Source organism: Azonexus sp. GW821-FHT04F04 (genome assembly GCF_059420025.1).
Window position 1 is genome coordinate 97,605 of the sequence record NZ_JBWKSX010000010.1, and the last position, 20,723, is coordinate 118,327.

A 20,723-nucleotide genomic window follows, 5' to 3' on the forward strand; every position below is an offset into this window, starting at 1 on the left:
TTTCAGCCATAACGGCTGAGAAAAACCTGCGGATTATAGCAGCAGAACAGGCATTCCGGAAGCTCAATAACCGTTCTGTTTGAGTGCCAGCAACTGCAACATGCGCGCCAGATACGGTTGCCAGTCGGGCATCTGCAAGCCGAAGTCGGTTTCCAGGCGGGTGCAGTCGAGACGCGAATTGGCTGGACGCCGGGCCGGCACCGGATATTCCGCTGTCGTGATGGCATGCATCTCCTCCGGCTTCAGGCGCAGGTTGAAGCCCGGCATCTGTCCGGCCAGCCCGACGATGGTCCGGGCGAACTCGCACCAGCTGACCGGTCGTGCTGCGGCCAGATGGTAGATTTCATTTTTGGCCATTTTTTCCGGTTGACCGTGGCGAACCATGGCCAGCACGACGCCGGTCACCGTCGCGATCAATGCCGCCGGGGTCGGCGAACCGATCTGGTCATCGACGACATTGAGGCGGTCCTTTTCCCGCGCCAGACGCAGGATGGTCTTGACGAAATTGTCACCACGCGCGCCAAACACCCAGCTGGTGCGGAAAATCAGCGACCGGCCACCGACGGCGCGAATCGCCTCCTCGCCAGCCAGCTTGGTCCGCCCGTAAACACTTTGCGGCCCGGTTGGATCGCTTTCGACATAGGGCGATGATTTGCTGCCGTCGTAGACGTAGTCGGTCGAATAATGGACCAGCAAGGCGCCGAGCACGGCAGCCTCCTCAGCCAGAATGCCGGGCGCTTCGGCGTTAATGCAGCGGGCCAGTTCAGGTTCGGACTCGGCTTTGTCGACGGCGGTATAGGCGCCGGCATTGACGATGATAGAAGGGCGTACCTGACGAACAACGGAACGAATCTGCTCCGCATCGGACAAATCGCATTGTGCGCGGCTACAAGCCACGACAACCCCGTGTGGCGCCAGCGAACGTTGCAGTTGCCAGCCAACCTGGCCATCCTTGCCGAGCAGAAGAATCGTCATCGGAAATTTCGCATGTCGAAGAGCGCAAGTATGCCACTTTGGCCGCTCCCGGCTTTGCGAAACCCGCCCCATCATTTATCCTTCCCCTTTGCCAACGCCCCACAGAACAGCCGCCATGAGCATCAGCATCAAGACCCCGGACGAAATCGAAAAAATGAGAATTGCCGGGCGTCTGGCCGGAGAGGTCCTCGACTACATCGAGCCCTTCGTCAAGGTCGGCGTCACCACCGACGAACTCGACAAGCTTTGCCACGATTACATGGTCAATGTGCAGGGCTGCATCCCCGCCCCGCTCAACTATGCACCGTCGGGCTACAACCCCTACCCCAAATCGATCTGCACCTCGGTCAATCAGCAGGTCTGCCACGGCGTTCCCGGCGAACGCGTGCTGAAGAACGGCGACATCGTCAATCTCGACATCACGACGATCAAGGACGGCTACCACGGCGATACCAGCCGGATGTTCATCGTCGGGGAAGGCTCTATCCAGGCCAAGCGCCTGTGTGAAATCACCTTCGAGTGCATGTGGCTGGGCATTTCGGTCATCAAACCGGGCGCCCATCTTGGCGATATCGGCGCGATCATCCAGAAATACGCCGAAAAGAACGGCTGCTCTGTCGTCCGCGAGTTTTGCGGCCATGGTATCGGCGCCAAATTCCACGAAGATCCACAGGTTTTGCACTACGGCAAGGGCGGCACCGGGCCAAAGCTGGAACCGGGCATGATCTTCACCGTCGAACCAATGATCAACGCCGGCAAGGCGGCTATCCGTGAAATGGCCGATGGCTGGACCATCGTCACCAAGGACCGTAGCCTCTCGGCGCAGTGGGAACACACCGTGCTGGTCACCGAGACCGGCCACGAAATCATGACGCTCTCAGCCGGTTGCCGCGCCAAACCTGACTGGATCAGCTGATGTCCTGCGATGTTGCCGCCCTGCGGGCTGAAGTCAAGGCGGCACAGATCCGCCTTCAGGAAAATTACGAACAAACCAGTGATGCCGATGCCCTGCTCCGTGAACGCAGCAAGCAGGTTGACAGCGTTCTCGAAAGACTCTGGGCCTCGTTCGACTTTCCGGCCACGCTGGCCCTGGCTGCGGTTGGTGGCTATGGCCGTGGCGAGCTTTACCCGGCCTCTGATATCGACCTGCTGATCCTGCTCCCCAAGGAAGCGAACGGTGCCCTCCAGGAAAAACTGGAACGGCTGATCGGCTCCTTCTGGGACATCGGCCTGGAGATCGGACACAGCGTCCGTACCATCCAGGACTGCCTGAACGAAGCCGAAAACGACATCACGGTTCAAACCGCCCTGCTTGAAGCGCGCCTGCTGACCGGCAATGCCAAGCTGTTCGCCACTTTCGAGAAACGTTTGCGCGGCCATCTCGACCCATTGGTCTTCTGTGAAGCCAAGCAGATCGAGCAACAGGAACGCTACCTCCGTTTCAACGAGACCCCGTACAGCCTGGAGCCGAACTGCAAGGACTCCCCGGGCGGCCTGCGCGATTTTCAGGTCATTTTCTGGATCGCCAAGGCTGCAGGCTACGGGGCGACCTGGGAGGAACTGCACAAAAACGGCATCATCACGCTCGAAGGCATGATGCAGGCCCGGGAGTGCCAGGAATACCTGTCCCACCTGCGCATTCGCCTGCACTTCATGCTCGGGCGCCGTGAAGATCGCCTGCTCTTCGACTACCAGAGCAACCTCGCCGCCAAATACGGATTTGTCTCGAACGAAGCGAAGCGGGCCTCCGAACAGCTCATGCAGGTTTACTACCGCAACGCCAAAACGGTCAGCCTGCTCAATACGATCCTGTTACAGAACATGGCGTCGGCGCTGACCCCGGAAAATGAACAGACGCCGCAACCGCTCGACGACAATTTCCAGATTGTCGGCAACCTTCTCGACATCCGGGACGAAGCCCTGTTCGAAAAAAATCCGACGACCATTTTCGACAGCTTCCTGGTCATGCAGGAAACCCACGAACTGTCCGGCATGACCACCCGCACGCTACGTGCCCTGTGGCGGGCCCGCGAGCAGATCACGCCGGAATTCCGGGCCGATCCGACCAACCGGGCGATGTTCCTCAAGTTACTGCAAAGCGACCGCGGCATCATTCATGAATTCCGGCGCATGAACCAGCTCGACATTCTTGGCGCCTACCTGCCCAACTTCGGGCGCATCGTCGGTCAGATGCAGCACGACCTGTTCCACGTCTACACCGTCGACCAGCACATCCTGCAAGTCCTGCGCAACATCCGCCGCTTCACGATGAGCGAATTCGCCCACGAGTATCCGCTCTGTTCGCGTATCGTCAGCGAACTCGACCGCCCGTGGCTGCTCTACATCGCCGCCCTCTTTCACGACATCGCCAAAGGTCGCGGCGGCGATCACTCCGAACTCGGTACCGTCGATGCTTTGGAATTTTGCCAAAATCACCGGTTGACCGTGGAAGACACCGAACTGGTCGTCTGGCTGGTCAGGAATCACCTGGTCATGTCGCAGGTTGCGCAGAAAGAAGACCTCAGCGACCCGGACGTGATCGACAAATTCCTCAAACTGGTCGGCGACATCCGCCACCTGCAGGCGCTCTATCTACTGACCCATGCCGACATCCGCGGCACCAGCCCGAAAGTCTGGAACCACTGGAAGGGCAAGCTGCTGGCCGACCTCTATTATCAGGCGCTGCATCACCTCTCGAGTGGCAACGCCCCGGCCGGGCACGGCCTGATTGCCGAACGCCAGGCCGAAGCAATGCGCCTGCTGCGCTTCTTCGCCCTTTCCGACACCGTTCACGAACGTCTGTGGAAACAACTCGACACCGTCTATTTCCTCCGTCACTCAGCTGAAGAAATCGCCTGGCACACCCGCTCATTGCACTACCGGATCTACAACAACCAGCCGGTCGTCCGCGCCCGCCCCTATCAGGAAGGCGAAGGCCTGCAGGTCATGGTCTACACCCAGGACCAGCCCGACCTTTTCGCCCGTATCGTCGGCTTCTTCGCCCGCGCCGGCTACAGCATCGTTGACGCCAAGATTCACACGACCGCGCACGGCTACGCCCTCGACAGCTTTGTCGTGCTGGATGTCGAAAATCGCGACAACGACCGTGAAATGGTCGCTTACATCGAGCATGAACTGGAACAGCGCCTGGTACAGCAGATGCCAATCGATGTGCCGTCGTCCGGTCGCCTGTCACGTCAGGTCAAGCATTTCCCGATCAAGCCGGAAGTCGGCATCCGCGGCGACGAAAAGGGATCGCATTTCATCCTGTCGCTGACCGCAGCCGACCGTCCCGGCCTGCTTTACACCGTCGCCAACACGCTGGCCGAGCACGGCGCCAACCTGCATACCGCCAAAATCACGACGCTTGGCGAACGGGCAGAAGACGTTTTCCTGATCAGCGGCGGCGACCTGCGCGATACCGGCAAACGCATCCGCCTGGAAACCGAGCTGATGGAGCGGCTCAAGGTCTAGGCTGGATCCGGGGTTCGTCACCAGTTTGTCATGCGATTCCTTCAGCATATGGAGATTGTCATCCTATCTTCTCCATGCTCCAACACTCGCCCACCGGCACCGCCTATCTGCCTGACGGAGTAACCGACCTTCCCGAGCCCCGGCCACCACGTCCGGCAAGCCACTCGCTTGTTCTCTTTCTCACCGTATTCGCGCTGTTGCAATGGGGCTGGAACTCAGCGCGCGGCACTTGGGTCGAGCGGCTGATTATTGATCAAGCCACCGTCGTTCCGGCCGCCATGCTGGTTCGCACGCTGACTCCGGAAATTTCAGCCCGGGCGAACGGGCCAAGCATCAAGGCACCGGGTGGCGGTCTCAACATCCTCAACGGCTGCGAAGGGACCGAAGTGATGTTTCTGCTGATTGCCGCCTTCGTTGCCACCCGCATGCCTTGGCGCCGCGGACTGGTGGCACTCGGCGCCGGCCTCGGCTGGGTTTTTCTGCTCAACCAGGCACGTATCCTGACTCTCTTTTACACATTTCGCATTGACCGCAGCTGGTTCGATATCCTGCACACGGCAGTCCTGCCTGCCGTCCTCGTCGCGCTGACTGCCGGCTATTTCTATGTCATCCTCCACGCCCTCCGCCGCCGAGTGGCCTGAACCAGCCGCCGCCATTTTTGCCCTGCTTGCCGGATTCGCCTTGTCGATTTCCCTGGCCGCGCTTGGCGGGCGACAGCTGGTGGAAATCCTGCTACCGCTGCTCCAAGCACCGATCCTCTGGCTTGATGACCGCTTTGCCATCCTTTTCCTCGGTATCGACCATACAGCTCAGGACACAGTGATCCGTCTGAGAGTCAATCTTATTCGCCTGCTCGTCATCGGCACGCACGTGGTCGAACCGCATCCCAAGGGCTGGCTGGAAGTCACCACGACGGTCGGCGCCATGCTCCAACCCCTGACCATCGGCCTTGGCCTGGCCCTCGCCTGGCCGGGTCGAATCAGCCAGCGCCTTGCACGCGCCGCCCTGGCCTGCGCCGGTGACCTGCTCTTCATGCTGGTCGACATCCCGCTCACCTTGCATGCCTACACCTGGGACATGTTTCTCGCCGCCTACGATCCCGGCCATTTCTCGCCGCTGATGACGGCACACCGCTTTCTCCACGGCGGCGGCCGCTTGGGCATCGGCGTCGCGCTCGGCACGATGGCGATACTGGCACTCAGCCAGAACCGACAGCGCGACCGACAAGCGTCTCCGGAAACAACAGAGACGAAAGCGTTCAGCGACGGTTCGTAACGACGCCTCGCCACAGCGCGAGCGCCATCAACAAAAGGCTCCAGGCAGGCAAGGGAACATCGCCGCTGTCACTGCCATCGCTGCTAGGCGCTGCGACAACGACCGATCCACTGGCGCTGTCGTTGCTCACCACCAGGTCGCTCCATGCCCCGTCGACACTCGCCGCCAGCGTCAGGCTACCGGTCGACGCCGCCAGTACGACAACCTGTCGGGTCAGCGCTTGCGCCACTGTCATGTTGCCCAACTCGCAGGCGACAGCCCCAACCGCCACCGTGCAGCCACTGCTGACCGAACGAACGGTCGCACCGGCTGGCAGCGTGATATTGAGCAGCACCGATTCCGCCGTGTAGGGGCCGTTGTTGGTGACCGTTGCTGTGTAGGTGACATCGCTACCGACCACCGCCGGATCGGGCGTTGCCGTCACGACCACAGACAGGTCTGCCACCGGTTCGACGAGATTCCAGTTCAGGGAGACAGCACCAGTGGCTCCGACCTTGCCGGCGACAGCCAGGTAATAGGTAATCCCGGCGACGGCTCGAAAGGTGATTTTGCTGGTCACAACCGTGCCCGATTCGTCATTGTTCGCGGCTACAGAAGTCAGTGCGCCAACCGCGCTGCCGGTATATGCGGCCAGTACCGTATCGAATCCGCTGCCGCTGGTGGTGAACGTCGCGTTACCGCCAGTTGGCGCCGTCCACCTCCACCACACCGAGCGATTGGGCGAAGCCCCGGCATGTGCTGGCTCGCCTACTTCTGCGGTCGACAACTCGGAATTGCCCAAAACCGAACCGCTGCTGCCCGAAATCGTCGTTGCCGCAGCGAAAGCATCATTGGCGGGCAATTGCAGCGCGGCCGCCAGATTGATCCGTGGGAAGACAAGTCCATTCCGGCCATCGGTGACGGCCACGCCGTAACTACTCAGCCGAGCCAGCGATGTTTCAAAGTTCTCTGCCGGACGCGCCCCGCGCAGGACTGCGTAGGCCCCGGCCGCGTGCGGTGCGGCAAAAGAAGTACCCCCACCCGACGAACCAAGCACGCTGATCATTGCCCCCGGGGCGAGCAACTTGACCATGCTGGCACTGTTGGAGAAACAAGCTATTTTGTCGGCTGCAGTCGAACTGTCGCTGCAAACGCCCCAGGCTGCGCTGCCAACATTGGCATCGTAGACCGCGCCGACGGCCACGGCACCCGGGGTACACGCCGGGATGGCGATACCGTCGGAGTAGCCATCGTTGCCACTGGCGACAAAACTGACGATACCGTTGGCGCGTGCCGCCTGAATCGCCACGCGGAACGGATTGCCAGCGGAGCACGCGCTGGTGTATTTGGTGCTGCCCCCGAGGCTCATGTTGATGGCCGTGATGTTGTAGGTTGCCCGGTTGGCAATCACCCAGTTGATGGCTTCGACAACATCCACGCTTGACGCACTGCTACCGTCGAAGACATCGAGAGCAATGATGTTGGACGCCGGCGCCGTGGCCGAAGTAATTCCGGCAACCATCGAACCGTGGCCGTTGGCATCCGGCACACCATCATCGGGCGCGGTATCCATGGCGAACGCCACCTTGCACCCGGCAGGTGTGCCCGGCGCAGAGCAACTGCCGAATTGGGCGTTGGTGTAATCGACGCCGGTATCCAGCACGGCAACGGATGCGCCGCTTCCCTGCTGAGCAGCAGCACTGGCTGCCGGTTGGCCAATCAGCGGCAAGCTCTGGTTCAGGATCGGATACAGCGGGATGTCCTCGTAAATTTCGAGAACTTCGCTGCGTGCAGCCAGACGTTCCAGCGCGGCAACATTGCGCACGCGCACTGCCAGCATCGGCAGTTGATCGTAGGTTTTAAGGCGCTCGAGGTCCTTGCCAACAACTGCAGTCAGCATCTGCTCCTTGATCGCACGACGTAGTGCAGGTCGAGAGCCAGCCGCCTTGCGTCCGGACTCCGGCAATAGCGCGACATCCTCCGCCAGGTGTACAAGCACGTTGGCAGGCTCGTCCCGCTCAAGCTGACTGCGGACCTTCGGCGGAATGCGTCCGTCAATCGTTTCCGCTGCCACTTGACCGGCTGCCCCGAAAAGAACAAATGTCAAGACAAACGAATATGCAGTTCGCTGCAAGAAGGCGAATCGCGGGTTGCCAAGCGCGCTACCCGCAGCACCGTCAGAAATCTCCCAAAGCGCTCTGCGGAAAGGGTTTCGGTTGTTCATGACGGTGCTCAATGCCGGGAGTTATTTGAACTCCCAGATTAGCCACCGCGCGTTACGACAAAGTGTCGAATCGAAACAGAATCGGGTTAAATTTGGTTAAATTCCGTCCTGAAACTTAAACCGACATTCCCATCGGCTGACAACTATCGGGACTGCCGACCAGTTTCTCGATGACTGACTTGACCTGCCCCATCGCTCCGTGCAGGACGTGCTCCAGACTTTCGAAGTGAATGCCGTTGAGGCTGCTGCCACGGCCGGCCGCATGGTTGGCCACGACGTTCATCGCGGCATAGGGCAAACCGAGTTCGCGGGCCAGGATGGCTTCCGGCATGCCGGTCATGCCGACCACGTCGGCGCCATCACGCTCCAGGCGATTGATTTCCGCTGCTGTTTCGAGGCGCGGCCCCTGCGTTGCGGCGTACACCGCATCCACCTTGATATCGATGCTCAGTTGCTGGCCGGCTGCCAGAATGCGGCGGCGCAGTTCGGGGTCGTAGGGTTCAGTAAAGTCGACGTGGGTCACCGGTGTTCCGTTACCGTCGAACATCGTCGATTTGCGGCCCCATGTGTAGTCGATGATCTGGTCGGGCAGGACGATGTCGCCCGGCTGCAGATCGGGGCGAATGCTGCCAACCGAGGCCACCGAAATGACGCCGGTGACCTTGTGATGATGCAGTGCCCACATGTTGGCCCGGTAATTGACCATGTGCGGCGGAATGGTGTGGCCGTAGCCGTGGCGCGGCAGAAAAACCGCCGGCTGGCCGCAGATCTGCCCAAAAACCAGGGCGCCGGACGCTTCGCCGTAAGGCGTGCGAACCACTTCACGATGCGAAACGTCGAGATTGGACAGCGTTGTCAGGCCGCTGCCGCCGATGATTGCCAACATATTATTTTTTCCTTTCCGCCAGCAACGAAGCCAGCGTCGGCACCACGCCCTTGAGCGACGGGTGCGGTTTGCGCATTTGAGTATTGTTCACCGTATCGTCGCCCAGCTTGCGATACAGCGCATGCCTGCGTTCGGCCACGAACGGCAGATCAAGCAGCGTCTTGCCGCTATGGTAGTTGACCAGCGTATCGCGGCCAATGTCCTTGGCCTGCCATGCAATCGCCGTGCGGTCGATGAAATGCAGCGCCTGCACGGTCGGCAGGCTGGCGGCCAGTTCCGCGACCAGACGATGCAGCTTTTCGCGGTAGGCGATGACCGCGCGGCCGGCATCGGTAGCCACTGCACCGGTTGTTTCGGCTGGTGCCCCCATGAGCCAGCAGACCACGCTATCTGGCGCGAAGGCTTCGATGGAGGCACGCTGTACATCGGTCAGTGCGGTCAGATCGGCCTGCATCAACGCTACATTGCTGCCGTCAACGCGTTGCCGCGTCAGCTCCAGGCACTCGCCCAGCGAATCGATGGAGAGCACCGTCAAGCCACGTCGAGCCAGCGCCTGCGTGGCGAAGCCGACGCCGCAGCCGATTTCCAGCACACGCCGGCCGGGGACCAGCGCCGCCATCCAGTCGTAGTCGCCACGCCGGACGTAAGCCTGTCCTTCACTTTCCCAGTAGCCGATGAACTCGGCGACCGTCGCACCACTCACGCGTCGTCCTTCATGGCATAGACGGCCGGCAGGTTGCGCCAGACGCCGCCGGCATCCATGCCGAAACCGAAAACAAAGCGGTCGGGTACGGTCAGGCCGACGAAATCGGCGGCAATCGGTTTGATCTTGCCGTTGAGCTTGTCGGCAAAAACGGCGGTTAGCACCTCTTCGGCGCCCATGCGGCGCAGGCTATCCTTGACGGCGGCGAGCGTCACGCCTTCATCGAGAATGTCGTCGACGACCAGCACCGAACGGCCCTTGACCGAGGTCCACGGCGCCGAACGCCAGGAAATCTTGCCGCCCTGAGTTTCCGGGCCATAGCGCGTGGCATGCAGGTAGTCAAAGTCGAGCGGAAAATCGAGCTTGGTGAGTAGTTGACCGCAGAAGACCACCCCACCGGTCATCACGCAAAGGACCAGTGGGTACTTGTCGGCCAGCCGTTCGCAGATCGCTGCCGCAACCTGGGTCACGGCCTCCTGCACAGCCGCCTCGCTGTGAATCAGTTCGGCATTGGCCAGCATGGCCTGTGCTTTTTTCAAGTCCATTCAGCCTCCAAGGCTCTTCAGGTAAGCGTCGAATTCCGCCCCGACTTCCGGGTGGCGCTGGCCGAAAACGACCGTCGCCTGCAGGTAGCCTAGTTTGGAACCGCAATCGTAGCGCGTTCCGTCGTAGCGATAGGCAAGAACCTGTTCTTCGCTGAGCAGCGAGGCGATGCCGTCGGTCAGCTGGATTTCGCCGCCGGCCCCCGGCTTGACGTTTTCCAGGTGATGGAAAATGCGCGGCGTCAGGATGTAGCGGCCGACCACGGCCAAAGTTGACGGTGCGTCCTCGGGCTTCGGCTTCTCGACGATGGCATTGATCTGCTCGACCCGATCGGCCACGGCGCGGGCATCGACGATACCGTAGCTGCGCGTGTCGGCGCGCGGCACGTCCTGTACGCCGAGGACCGAGCAGCGGTAGTAATCATAGGTATCGGTCATCTGCTTCATGACCGCTGGTTTGCCGTCGAGCAGGTCATCGGCCAGGATAACGGCAAACGGTTCATCGCCGATTACCGGCTTGGCGCACAGCACGGCATGACCAAGGCCGAGCGCTTCGGCCTGGCGGATGTAGATGCAGTTGATGTTCTTGGGAATCATGTTGCGCACGAAATCCAGCATCTGAGTCTTGCCGCGCGCTTCGAGTTCGCTTTCGAGCTCGTAGGCCTTGTCGAAATGGTCTTCGATGGAGCGCTTGGAGCGACCGGTCACGAAGACCATATCGGTGATGCCGGCGGCTACCGCCTCTTCGACCGCGAACTGGATCAGCGGTTTATCGACGATGGGCAGCATTTCCTTCGGGCTGGCCTTGGTCGCCGGTAAAAAACGGGTACCCATGCCGGCAACCGGAAACACTGCTTTGCGAACTTTTTTCATTATTGGACTCCCTTTTCGAGCAATTTCAACAGTTCAGCTTCGTCGATCACCGCGACGCCTAGCTCCAATGCCTTTTCCAGCTTGGAGCCGGCTTCCTCGCCGGCAACCACGAAATCGGTTTTTTTCGATACCGAGCCAGCCACCTTGCCACCCGCCGCTTCGATCATCGCTTTCGCGTCGTCGCGCTTGAGCGTCGGCAGCGTCCCGGTCAGGACCAGGGTCTTGCCGGCCAGCAACTTCGGCCCGGCATCGGCCGGCTCGCCTTCTGTCCAGTGCAGGCCGGCGGCGAGCAGCTGGGCGATGATTTCACGGTTATGTGACTCGTTGAAGAAGGCGACGATGCTGGCCGCGACGACCGGTCCGACATCGGGCACCTGCTGCAACGCTTCGATATCGGCCGCGATTATGCCATCGAGATTACCAAAATGCCTGGCCAGATCACGCGCCGTCGCTTCGCCGACATTCCGGATACCGAGCGCAAAAATGAAACGGGCCAGCGTCGTCTGCCGGCTGTGGTCGATGGCGGCGACGAGGTTCTGCGCCGATTTTTCGCCCATGCGGTCGAGCCCGGCCAGGGTTTCGACCGTCAGTTTGTAGAGATCGGCTGGCGTATGGACGAGGCCGGCATCGACCAGCTGATCGACGATCTTGTCGCCAAGGCCCTCGATGTCCATCGCCCGGCGCGCCGCGTAGTGCCACAGCGCCTGCTTGCGCTGGGCCGGGCAATAGAGGCCACCGGTACAACGGGCGATGGCTTCGTCGATGCCGCGTGCCACGGCCGAGCCGCATTCCGGGCAGACCTTGGGCAGTTCGAACGGTGGATGCAGCGGCTCGCCACCAAACAGGTCGCGCGTCGGTCGTTTTTCCGGGACGATGGCGACGACTTCGGGAATGACGTCGCCGGCCCGCCGAACGATGACCGTGTCGCCAACCCGCACGTCCTTGCGACGGACTTCGTCCTCGTTGTGCAGTGTCGCGTTGGTGACCGTGACGCCGCCGACGAAGACCGGCTTGAGCCGGGCCACCGGCGTGATGGCGCCGGTGCGGCCAACCTGGACATCGATGCCGAGCACTTCGGTCAGCGCCTCTTCGGCCGGGAATTTGTGGGCGATGGCGAAACGCGGCGCGCGCGAAACGAAACCGAGGCGCGCCTGCCAGTCGAGGCGGTTGACCTTGTACACCACGCCGTCGATGTCGTACGGCAGGGTCGGCCGCAATATTCCGATTTTGGCGAAAAATTCCAGTTGACCGTGGGAACCAGTCACCACAGCGCGTTCGGCGGCCACCGGGAAGCCCCAGGCAGCCAGTTTGTCCATCAATTCGCTGTGCGTTTTGACGGCCAGCGCTTCTGCCCCGGCGCCGACGCCATAGGCGAAGAAAGACAGCGGCCGGCTGGCAGTGATTTTGGAATCGAGCTGACGCAGACTGCCGGCGGCGGCGTTGCGCGGGTTGGCGAACTCCTTGTCGCCGCGTTCACGCTGGCGGGCGTTGAGGTCGGCGAAATCGGCCTTGAACATGAGTACTTCACCGCGAATCTCGATCAGCGCCGGCCAGCCCTCGCCTTGCAGACGCAGCGGGATGCTGCGCAAAGTGCGCAGGTTGGGCGTTACTTCCTCGCCGGTAACGCCGTCGCCGCGCGTTGCACCACAGATGAACACGCCGTTTTCGTAGGTCAGGCTGATGGCTAGGCCGTCGAATTTTGGCTCGACGGCGTAGTCGACCGCAGCAATCGTCTCCAGACCGTCGCGCACACGCTTGTCGAAGGCTTCGACCTCTTCCGGCGAAAACGCGTTGTTCAGCGAGAGCATCGGCACGCCGTGCTGTCGCGGCGGAAATTCCTTGAGCGGGGTGCCACCGACGCGCTGGGTCGGTGAATCGGCGGACAGCAGCTCGGGATACTCGGCCTCCAGCCCCTGCAGTTCGCGGAAAAGCTTGTCGTACTCGGCATCCGGAATGGTCGGCGTATCGAGGACGTAATAGGCGTGGTTATGGCGCTCCAGCTCGGCGCGCAGCCAGGCCGCGCGCTCCGCTGCCACGGCGGGTGCCACCATCAGGAGAACAGCCGCAGCGCCTGGGGCGACCCGGCGGTCAGGCCATAGCTGGCCATTGTCGCCTGCGGCTTGCCGATGAATTCGCGGCGGATGTGGTCAAGCTGCGATTCGCTGAGCGGCTGGCGATTGTCATCGACCAGCGCGCCGTTGAGCGTTTCGGCGAAACGCTTGGCGATCTCGGTCATCTGCATGAAGGTACGTTCGCCGTGATCGACACGCGGCACGTCGAGCAGAAAGGTCAGGCCATGCGTCGTCAGCGTGCGCAGCGTGTCGGCCGAGAACTGCGTGCTTTCGTAGTTTTGCAGGCTGAACAGGACACGGCCGCTGTCGTCGTAACGGGTAAAAACGCCGCCCAGGCCGAGGACCATGCCGGCCGCTTCGGCCAGGGCACGGATCTTGGTGCCGGTGAAGGCACTGGCGCGGCTGACCAGATTGAGGCCGATCTCGAGATCGACCGCGGCGCAAAACTGGTCGATCTCGGCCGCCTGATCGAGAACGCGCGACGACGGCATGTCGGCCACGGCCATCAGCTCGTCGGCCAGCGCCTGCATGGCGTTGCTGAAGATGGCCATGTCGCCTTCGGAAAGCGGGCCTTGACGATTGACCAGTTGCAGGCCGACGCGCAGGCGACGCAGCTTGAGGTCGCTATCGGGCGCCAGGCGCTCCCATTCGCGGCTACGTTCGTTGTAGCCGATCCAATGCACCGGCTTGTTGAGGCGGACCAGCGCCGGACGCTGGGAGTGGATGATATCCATCGCGGAAACCGGTTCGACCAGTTCCATGGCAACGATGAATTCGAGCCGCGGGTCGAGCAGTTCGGCTGGCAAGGCGCCGGCAGGACTGGATGGAACATCGTCCGATGCATCGTCCAAAATGTCAGCCGGAGCCTGCGCGAAGCTGGGGACCGGGGCTGCTTCCGGCATCGGTGCCAGCTCAACCGGCATCGCCGGGGTTTCGAAAACCGGCGCTTCGGGCATGCGAATATCGTCCGCCGCGGCGATCATGTCGGGCGACGGCAGGGTCGGATGCAGATCGACGAAGATGGGCTCGACGCGCTCGCCACCCGGCGCCGGCGTTTCTACTCGGAATTCCGGTTCGCTGCGTTCGGCAACGGCTGGTGGCGGCGATGCTTTCGGCCCATCGCCCAGCAAAATATCGGCGTGATGCGGCTTGAGCACCGCTTCGGCCAGCTTGCGCTGGCGGAATTCCTGCCATTTGTTGTAGCCAAACACGCCGACCACCGCCGTCGCGCCCAGCCCGATCAATCCTAGTTGAAGCTCGGTCATTTAAGCCGCATCCCTCATTTTCAAAGCTTCCTGAATATCCACTTCCACCACGCGCGATACGCCGGATTCCTGCATGGTGACGCCGACCAGCTGTTCGGCCATTTCCATGGCGATTTTATTATGGGAAATGAACAGGAATTGCGTTGCACCTGACATTTTCTTCACCATGGTGCAGAAACGTTCGGTATTGCTGTCGTCAAGAGGCGCATCGACCTCGTCGAGCAGGCAGAACGGCGCCGGATTGAGCTGGAACATCGAGAAAACCAGCGCAATCGCCGTCAGCGCCTTTTCGCCGCCGGACAGCAAGTGGATGGTCGAGTTTTTCTTGCCCGGCGGCTGGGCGATGACCTGGACGCCGGCATCGAGAATTTCGTCGCCGGTCATCACCAGTTCGGCGCGGCCGCCACCGAACAATTCCGGGAAAAGCCGCCCGAAATGGCCGTTGACCGTATCAAACGTGCTTTGCAGCAGATCGCGCGTTTCGCGGTCGATGCGGCGGATGGCGTTTTCCAGCGTCTCCATGGCCTCGGTCAGGTCGGCTGCCTGCATGTCGAGGTAGCCCTTGCGCTCGGTCGCCGTTTCGAGTTCCTGCAAGGCCGCCATGTTGACGGCGCCAAGTTCGGCGATGGCGTTGGTCAACCGGGTGATTTCGCCTTGCAGCGCGGGCGGCCGGGCCGTGCCCAGTTCGGCCTGCAACGCCTCTTCATTGGCACCGGCTTCGAGCAGTTGCATGGCGAACTGCTCGGCATTGAGCGCCGCCGCCTGCTCCTTCAATTTGAGGTCGCCGATGCGCACCCGCAGCGGCTCGAGGCCCTGCTCGATGCGCAGGCGCTGTTCTTCGAAACCACGCAGGGCGTTGGTTGCCGCTTCGAGCGCGTCGCGTTTTTCGGCCAGGATCTTTTCCGCTGCCTGACGCGCTTCGAGCGCCGCCTGCAAGGCACCCTCCATGACATCCGGCGGCGCCGCCTCGACCTGCTCGGCGCACTGGGCGCGGTCTTTTTCAATCCGGTTCAGTTCGCGCTGGGCCATGGCCTGCTGGGCGAAAACGTCCTGCAGCTTGCCCTCGCTTTCGCGCAGCGAGAACTGCGCTTCACGCAGCGCCCGGTCGAAATCGGAATTGCGCTCGCGCTCGGCGCGTACGGCGCGCTCGCATTCATCGAGCCGGGTTTGCGCGCCATGGACCAGCACGCGGATGCGGCTCAGCCCGTCGCGGATTTCCGCGATGCGTTCGTCGGCCGACATGTCGCGTTCGCGTTCGCTTTCTTCTTCCTCGGCCAGTTCGGCCAGTTGTTCCTGCAGGCGTTCCTTCTGCTCCTTGTGACGCTCGATGGCCTGCGACAGCTTGAGGACTTCCACCTGCACGGCGTGCACGCGCTGCTGGCGATCGGCGACGTACTGACGGATTTCGCCCATTTCTGCCTGCTTGTCCTCGACCTGTTCGTCGAGCATGACCAGTTGCTCGCGGATGGCCTCAGCTTTTTCCTCGGCCATGGCGATGCCCTCGCCGAGCGCTTCGATTTCGCGCTGACGTTCGAGCAGGCCGTGTTCGCCCTGATCCGGCGCAAAGAAGGTGACACTGGCCGCACTGACCAGATCGCCGCCGCGCGTCACGATGACCGCCCCTGGCGGCAGATCGGCGCGCACGGCCAGCGCCTCGGCCAGCGTTTCCGCCGTGCGCACCTGACCGAGCCAGTCGTCGAGCACGGCCTGCAGAGCCGGTTCGTCGCTGCGCACCCGCGCCGAGAGCACTTCCACGGTCAACCGGAAATTTTGGCCAAAATTGAAATCGCCCGGCAGCACCACACTGAGCCGCGCTTCCGGCCGGTCATCCAGCCAGGCGTCGAGCTTGGCCGGATCGTCGCAGGCGATGGCGCTCAGACGCTCGCGCAGTACCGCTTCGACCGCCTCTTCCCAGCCGGCTTCAACGTGAATCCTTTGCCACAGCGGCGGAGCGTTTTCGAGGTCGTGGCGACGCAGCCATTCCGGCAGCTTGCCGCTCTGCTGGGTACGCCCCTGCATCTGTTCCAGCGCGGCGCGACGAGCCTGCCCGGCAGCCAGTTCGCGCTCTATGCGCTGCACTTCGGCCTGCGCTTCCTTGCGCCGGGCTTCGAGCTGCGGCATTTCCTGCTGCAACTGCTGCAGTTGATCCTGATCGCCGGCCAGTTCCTCACGCAACAGACTGAGTTCTTCTTCCTTCTCGGCGAGGTCCATTTCGTCCGGCGCATCGTTGCCGCCAGTCTCCTCGCGCAGTCGCTCGCGGCGCAGCGTAATGGCCTGCAGGGCGCGCTGGGCATGCGCCTTGTTGGTCAGCTCGACTTCGAGCTTCTGCTCGCCGTTGGTCGACCGGGCCTTGAGACGTTGCAGCTCTTCCTGCGCCTGGGCGTGGTCTTCCTCAACCTGCGGCGCGATGTTCATCTGCTCGTGCAGACGCGCCTCGGCTTCTTCGACGCGCAGTTTGGTGATTTCCTGCGCCTCTTCCCATTTCAGGCGATCCTCGCTGAGCTTCTCGGCCGTCTCGCTCCAGTGCTTGAGTTCGTCTTCGAGTTGAGTCAGGCGCGCCTCAAGCTGACTGCGCGATTCGCGGCGATGGCGGATTTCGGCTTCGAGCCGGGCAACTTCGGCATTGGCCGTGTACATGTCGCTCTGCGCGTTGTGTAGAGCGTCGCCGGCGGCAAAATGGGCTTCACGCGTTTCTTCGGCGCGCGCCTCGGTTTCGCGCAAGGCGGCACTCTGCGCCTCCAGATCGGTCGCTGCCCGCTCGACATCGAGCGACAGCTTTTGCCGTTCCGCCTCGGCTTCGCGCTTCTTGAGCAGCCACAGCACTTGCTGGCGCAGCACCAGTTGTTCGTTCAGGCCCTGATAACGGCGCGCCACTTCGGCCTGCGCCTCGAGCCGCTCCATCTGGTTGCCGAGCTCCTGGCGGATATCCTCGACGCGCAGGAGATTTTCGCGGGTGTCTTCCAGTCGGCCGTTGGTTTCCTTGCGCCGTTCCTTGTAGCGCGTGACGCCGGCCGCTTCTTCGAGGAAGACGCGCAAGTCGTCCGGCCGCGCCTCGATGATCCGCGAGATCATGCCCTGGCCGATGATGGCGTAGGCACGCGGACCGAGGCCGGTGCCGAGGAACAGGTCGGTGATGTCCTTGCGCCGGACCTTCAGGTTGTTGATGAAGTAATCCGACTGCCCCTGCCGCGTCAGCGTGCGCTTGACCGACAATTCGGTGTATTGCGACCACTGGCCGAGCGCCCGGCCAAGCAGGTTCTCGAAAATGAGTTCAACGGAAGCGCGCGACACCGGCTTGCGGTTCGACGAGCCGTTGAATATGACGTCCATCATCGACTCGCCGCGCAGTTCCGAGGCTTTCGATTCGCCCAGCACCCAGCGCACGGCATCCATGATGTTGGATTTGCCGCAGCCATTGGGGCCGACAACGCCGACGAGCTGGCCGGGAACGGCCACCGAGGTCGGATCGACGAAGGACTTGAAGCCGGAGAGTTTGAGCTTGGTAAGACGCATGCCTGATTCCGGCGGGGCACATGCCTCCGCCATGATGGGGGCCGTATAATAACATCGACTATTTGATCGCCCGGCCCTCAGGAAGGATCGTTCCGATGAACCTCGACGACCAGTTTCTCGCCCGCGCCATCGAATTGGCCCGGCACGGCAGCGAAAGCGGGGAAGGCGGCCCGTTCGGTGCCGTCATCGTGCGCGACGGCAAGATCATCGCCGAAGGCTGGAACCGCGTCGTCGCCAGCCACGATCCGACGGCCCACGCCGAAATCAGCGCCATCCGCACCGCCTGCGCCGGTGCTGGTAGCTTCCACTTGCACGGCTGCACCCTCTACGCCTCCAGCGAACCCTGCCCGATGTGCCTGTCCGCCGCCTACTGGGCGCACATCGACCGCATCGTGTTCGCCAACAGCCGGGCCGAAGCCGCCGCCATCGGCTTCTGCGACGATGAGCTGTACAGCGAACTGAACCGCCATTTTTCAGCCCGCAGCATTGTCATGGAACACCACCCGATGCCCGGTGCGCTCGAACCGCTGGAACACTGGGCGGCCAATCCTGGTCGAATCCCCTATTGATTCGCTGGTCAGGACCATGCACGCCAACACCATCCCGCAGCGCGCCGAAACCCTGCAGGTGCTTCGCCTGATGGGTCCGTTCGAACCTATCCTGATGCTCACCGGCGACGACGAAGGCTACGGCTCGCGCTGGACGCTCTCCGGCCAACAGGTCCAACCCGCCATCGCCCGCTTCCTGATGGACTCAGGCTTCATCGCTGCCAGCGGCAAGACCGAGTTCGGCGCCGTCAAGCTGGCGCTGACAGAAAAAGGCTGCGAGTTCAGGGAAAGAGGCCTGGCTTGGTGGGCCGAGCTGAACTTTCTGGAAAAACTGAAGATCACGCTGCTCGGCTAATCTGCCGCGACATGGCGCAATCCGCATCCAGCGGCCATGGGAGCAAACGCTCCCTGCGACCACCGTATTTGACCAGAGTCGAATTGGCGTCGCGGTAGTCCGAACAGACTACTTTTTCCTATCCATCGACCATTACCGCTGAAATATTAGCAAATCATGATTAAGGTCCATCCTGGATCCTCGCACACGCGGGCGATGCTGTTCACTTTTTTGGAGTCCAACTTTATGAATATCACGAAATCTGCAGTCGCTCTTGCCTTGGGCTTGGGCTTTGTTGTTGGGGCGAATGCCACGACATATGACTTGGGGGCGGTGACCGCACCATCGACCTATTCCGACGTTGTTGAGGTTGCCGTCGGCAGCTTTTCCGACCAATGGATATTTGACATCCCCACCGCGTTGTTTTCCGGTGGCTCTGTCAGCAACCTGAAAATTTCCATTACGAATGTGGGTGATCTATACAACATCAGCGGACTTTCAGTTCAGTTGTACGACAACACCAATACCGTGATCGTCAACCTTGATAGCACTTCAGGCAGCTCGGCCAACTATAAAGAAGGCTCCGGGGTATTTGCGCCGGCCAACGACTATTACTTCACCGTCTCTGGCACGGGAACCGGTAGCCTCGGTGGGCAATACGTTTTCGCCGTATCAACCTTGCCGGTTCCTGAACCGGAAACCTATGCCATGCTACTCGCCGGCTTGGGCATTCTTGGCGCCGTCGCCCGTCGCCGCGCTGCACGCTAATCGATAGCGGCAGCACCGAGTTGCACGACAAGAAGCCCGCCCATCGGCGGGCTTCTTCATTTTGGGTGCCAGGACAAACCGAATACGGAAATCCACGGTCAACCGGGAAAAATGGCCAAATTTGAAATGCGCCGCCAGCTTCAAACCGGCTGTGCTTTAGCCCCCGCCTTCCACGGCACGCTTACTCGACGTTTCACCGGTCACCCTTTGAAAACACAAGTTCGACGCGACGCATCGTCCGGCGGCACTCTGTTGTCACACAATTGCCCGGCAGTTTTTCGCCACCGATTACATTCTTTTTAATTTGCCATGCTTTCACGCCGAGCTTTCTCAAAATGGCGGCAACCGCCTCAACCCGCGCATCGGCCACCGCCAGATTAACCGAGCGGCTCCCATGGTCATTGGCACGCCCAATCAGGGTGACTGACAAGTCACCATCCTCTTTGAGCAGGCTTGCTGCATCGCGCAGTTTGCTCTTTTCACTTTGGCCAACGGTGCTTGAACCGAAAACAAAGAAAACGCTCGTCTTTTCGTCGATTTCGGGCTCGGCTTTTTTCTCGGACAGGCCGGATGTACTGCTCGGTGACGAGTCAACCTTCGCTGCGGAGGGCGCCGGTGGCTTGAGCACTTGCTGAACCGGCCGCTCCGCTTGAGACGTCGTGCCACACCCCGACAAAAGAGCTACCGAGAGTGAAAGACCAAGGATGGCCGCGGGAAAATACAGAGTCATTCGCACCTTAGTCACGCACCATTTCCGCCAGCGGCGTCGAGGCGAATTCATCGTCCTTGACCGGCAGATGATCAATCAATTCAGCTAGATTGATATTCAATGTTTTTAGAGCGACATCGGGAATGCTCGCCAGAGCCTCAGGGAGAATGCCTTCAGCCGGCCCCGGAAGCGAGGCAATGGCCTTTCGTCCCTCGTCCGCCAGGAAGAGCCCGACGCGTCGCTGATCGACACTATGCCGCTTTTTGACAAGGCAGTCCCTGGCTACCAGCTTGTCGACCAATTGACTGCATGTCGACTGATGGATTCCCAACCTGCCGGCGAGTTCGGTGACGCCGATTTCCGGAGTCCGCTCAATTTCCTGAAGAACCCACATCTGCGACCCGGGCAGTCCGCAGCACTCTTCAAGCTCACGAAAATACTTGCGCATCGTTCCATAAATCACCCGGAACTGCTGCAGAACTTCAAGTGCCAATGGCGGCGTAGAGGCATTCATGTAAATGATCGGTTGCACTAATTTGGGGCTCAAATTATATTGCTAACCAATGCAGTTCTTACTGCTTTT

18 protein-coding genes are annotated in these 20,723 nt (G+C 61.4%); 7 read left to right on the forward strand and 11 right to left on the reverse strand.

Translation table 11 applies throughout. From position 1 onward, the window contains the following. Positions 1–63: 63 nt before the first annotated feature. Entirely contained in the window at positions 64–975 is a 912-nt protein-coding gene (gene rfbD / locus AC07TV_RS17965) for a dTDP-4-dehydrorhamnose reductase (RefSeq protein ID WP_494649737.1), read from the reverse strand. A 115-nt stretch (positions 976–1,090) separates the two neighbouring features. Between rfbD and map the strand changes: the two genes are divergently transcribed. From map to AC07TV_RS17985, 4 genes are all read left to right on the forward strand, one after another. Beyond that, positions 1,091–1,891: a type I methionyl aminopeptidase gene (gene map, locus AC07TV_RS17970; RefSeq protein ID WP_494649738.1), complete on the forward strand. Its 801-nt coding sequence runs from the start codon at positions 1,091–1,093 to the stop codon at positions 1,889–1,891. Next, a complete protein-coding gene (locus tag AC07TV_RS17975; RefSeq protein WP_494649739.1) occupies positions 1,891–4,449 on the forward strand; it encodes a [protein-PII] uridylyltransferase in 2,559 nt (852 codons plus the stop codon). The genes map and AC07TV_RS17975 overlap by 1 nt, the downstream gene beginning before the upstream one ends. 74 nt (positions 4,450–4,523) lie before the next feature. Then, positions 4,524–5,090: an archaeosortase/exosortase family protein gene (locus tag AC07TV_RS17980; protein WP_494649740.1), complete on the forward strand. Its 567-nt coding sequence runs from the start codon at positions 4,524–4,526 to the stop codon at positions 5,088–5,090. Then, a complete protein-coding gene (locus AC07TV_RS17985; protein WP_494649741.1) occupies positions 5,053–5,724 on the forward strand; it encodes a hypothetical protein in 672 nt (223 codons plus the stop codon). Before AC07TV_RS17980 ends, AC07TV_RS17985 begins: the two co-directional genes overlap by 38 nt. Here AC07TV_RS17985 and AC07TV_RS17990 read toward each other — a convergent pair. The 8 genes from AC07TV_RS17990 to smc form a co-directional block, all read right to left on the reverse strand. After that, positions 5,708–7,810 carry a S8 family serine peptidase gene (locus AC07TV_RS17990; RefSeq protein ID WP_494649742.1) on the reverse strand — a complete coding sequence of 701 codons (2,103 nt, stop codon included), beginning with the start codon at positions 7,808–7,810 and terminating at the stop codon, positions 5,708–5,710. The genes AC07TV_RS17985 and AC07TV_RS17990 overlap by 17 nt on opposite strands. Positions 7,811–8,042: 232 nt before the next feature. Beyond that, positions 8,043–8,813, reverse strand: a complete 771-nt coding sequence (locus AC07TV_RS17995; RefSeq protein ID WP_494649743.1) for an S-methyl-5'-thioinosine phosphorylase — start codon at positions 8,811–8,813, stop codon at positions 8,043–8,045. Position 8,814: 1 nt separating this feature from the next. Continuing rightward, on the reverse strand, positions 8,815–9,516 hold the full coding sequence (locus tag AC07TV_RS18000; RefSeq protein ID WP_494649744.1) for a class I SAM-dependent methyltransferase: 702 nt from the start codon (positions 9,514–9,516) through the stop codon (positions 8,815–8,817). Continuing rightward, positions 9,513–10,061 carry a hypoxanthine-guanine phosphoribosyltransferase gene (locus tag AC07TV_RS18005; protein ID WP_494649745.1) on the reverse strand — a complete coding sequence of 183 codons (549 nt, stop codon included), beginning with the start codon at positions 10,059–10,061 and terminating at the stop codon, positions 9,513–9,515. The genes AC07TV_RS18000 and AC07TV_RS18005 overlap by 4 nt, the downstream gene beginning before the upstream one ends. Further along, entirely contained in the window at positions 10,062–10,931 is an 870-nt protein-coding gene (gene galU, locus AC07TV_RS18010; protein ID WP_494649746.1) for a UTP--glucose-1-phosphate uridylyltransferase GalU, read from the reverse strand. Beyond that, complete coding sequence (gene ligA, locus AC07TV_RS18015; RefSeq protein WP_494649747.1) at positions 10,931–12,982, reverse strand: NAD-dependent DNA ligase LigA; 2,052 nt, start codon at positions 12,980–12,982, stop codon at positions 10,931–10,933. Before ligA ends, galU begins: the two co-directional genes overlap by 1 nt. Then, on the reverse strand, positions 12,982–14,268 hold the full coding sequence (locus tag AC07TV_RS18020) for a cell division protein ZipA C-terminal FtsZ-binding domain-containing protein (protein WP_494649748.1): 1,287 nt from the start codon (positions 14,266–14,268) through the stop codon (positions 12,982–12,984). The genes ligA and AC07TV_RS18020 overlap by 1 nt, the downstream gene beginning before the upstream one ends. Beyond that, on the reverse strand, positions 14,269–17,781 hold the full coding sequence (gene smc, locus AC07TV_RS18025) for a chromosome segregation protein SMC (RefSeq protein ID WP_494649749.1): 3,513 nt from the start codon (positions 17,779–17,781) through the stop codon (positions 14,269–14,271). 95 nt (positions 17,782–17,876) lie between these two features. Between smc and AC07TV_RS18030 the strand changes: the two genes are divergently transcribed. The 3 genes from AC07TV_RS18030 to AC07TV_RS18040 all read left to right on the forward strand — a co-directional run bounded on the left by AC07TV_RS18030 (position 17,877) and on the right by AC07TV_RS18040 (position 19,431). Next, the gene (locus tag AC07TV_RS18030; protein ID WP_494649750.1) at positions 17,877–18,350 is read left to right on the forward strand and encodes a nucleoside deaminase; all 474 of its coding nucleotides are present in this window, start codon (positions 17,877–17,879) and stop codon (positions 18,348–18,350) included. Positions 18,351–18,366: 16 nt separating this feature from the next. Continuing rightward, positions 18,367–18,684 carry a hypothetical protein gene (locus AC07TV_RS18035; protein WP_494649751.1) on the forward strand — a complete coding sequence of 106 codons (318 nt, stop codon included), beginning with the start codon at positions 18,367–18,369 and terminating at the stop codon, positions 18,682–18,684. 225 nt (positions 18,685–18,909) lie between these two features. Continuing rightward, positions 18,910–19,431: an FxDxF family PEP-CTERM protein gene (locus AC07TV_RS18040; RefSeq protein ID WP_494649752.1), complete on the forward strand. Its 522-nt coding sequence runs from the start codon at positions 18,910–18,912 to the stop codon at positions 19,429–19,431. A 193-nt stretch (positions 19,432–19,624) separates the two neighbouring features. Here AC07TV_RS18040 and AC07TV_RS18045 read toward each other — a convergent pair whose 3' ends face one another. Continuing rightward, positions 19,625–20,161, reverse strand: coding sequence for an OmpA family protein (locus tag AC07TV_RS18045; protein WP_494649753.1), 537 nt, complete (start codon positions 20,159–20,161; stop codon positions 19,625–19,627). Between the two features lie 7 nt (positions 20,162–20,168). Next, on the reverse strand, positions 20,169–20,654 hold the full coding sequence (locus AC07TV_RS18050) for a MarR family winged helix-turn-helix transcriptional regulator (protein WP_494649754.1): 486 nt from the start codon (positions 20,652–20,654) through the stop codon (positions 20,169–20,171). Positions 20,655–20,723: the final 69 nt, after the last annotated feature.

What these genes read in the sequence shown, in the direction of transcription:
- rfbD (WP_494649737.1), bottom strand. Translation starts at nt 975, where the DNA reads ATGACGATTCTTCTGCTCGGCAAGGATGGCCAGGTTGGCTGGCAACTG.
- map (WP_494649738.1), top strand. Translation starts at nt 1,091, where the DNA reads ATGAGCATCAGCATCAAGACCCCGGACGAAATCGAAAAAATGAGAATT.
- AC07TV_RS17975 (WP_494649739.1), top strand. Translation starts at nt 1,891, where the DNA reads ATGTCCTGCGATGTTGCCGCCCTGCGGGCTGAAGTCAAGGCGGCACAG.
- AC07TV_RS17980 (WP_494649740.1), top strand. Translation starts at nt 4,524, where the DNA reads ATGCTCCAACACTCGCCCACCGGCACCGCCTATCTGCCTGACGGAGTA.
- AC07TV_RS17985 (WP_494649741.1), top strand. Translation starts at nt 5,053, where the DNA reads ATGTCATCCTCCACGCCCTCCGCCGCCGAGTGGCCTGAACCAGCCGCC.
- AC07TV_RS17995 (WP_494649743.1), bottom strand. Translation starts at nt 8,813, where the DNA reads ATGTTGGCAATCATCGGCGGCAGCGGCCTGACAACGCTGTCCAATCTC.
- AC07TV_RS18005 (WP_494649745.1), bottom strand. Translation starts at nt 10,061, where the DNA reads ATGGACTTGAAAAAAGCACAGGCCATGCTGGCCAATGCCGAACTGATT.
- galU (WP_494649746.1), bottom strand. Translation starts at nt 10,931, where the DNA reads ATGAAAAAAGTTCGCAAAGCAGTGTTTCCGGTTGCCGGCATGGGTACC.
- ligA (WP_494649747.1), bottom strand. Translation starts at nt 12,982, where the DNA reads ATGGTGGCACCCGCCGTGGCAGCGGAGCGCGCGGCCTGGCTGCGCGCC.
- AC07TV_RS18020 (WP_494649748.1), bottom strand. Translation starts at nt 14,268, where the DNA reads ATGACCGAGCTTCAACTAGGATTGATCGGGCTGGGCGCGACGGCGGTG.
- smc (WP_494649749.1), bottom strand. Translation starts at nt 17,781, where the DNA reads ATGCGTCTTACCAAGCTCAAACTCTCCGGCTTCAAGTCCTTCGTCGAT.
- AC07TV_RS18030 (WP_494649750.1), top strand. Translation starts at nt 17,877, where the DNA reads ATGAACCTCGACGACCAGTTTCTCGCCCGCGCCATCGAATTGGCCCGG.
- AC07TV_RS18035 (WP_494649751.1), top strand. Translation starts at nt 18,367, where the DNA reads ATGCACGCCAACACCATCCCGCAGCGCGCCGAAACCCTGCAGGTGCTT.
- AC07TV_RS18040 (WP_494649752.1), top strand. Translation starts at nt 18,910, where the DNA reads ATGAATATCACGAAATCTGCAGTCGCTCTTGCCTTGGGCTTGGGCTTT.
- AC07TV_RS18045 (WP_494649753.1), bottom strand. Translation starts at nt 20,161, where the DNA reads ATGACTCTGTATTTTCCCGCGGCCATCCTTGGTCTTTCACTCTCGGTA.
- AC07TV_RS18050 (WP_494649754.1), bottom strand. Translation starts at nt 20,654, where the DNA reads ATGAATGCCTCTACGCCGCCATTGGCACTTGAAGTTCTGCAGCAGTTC.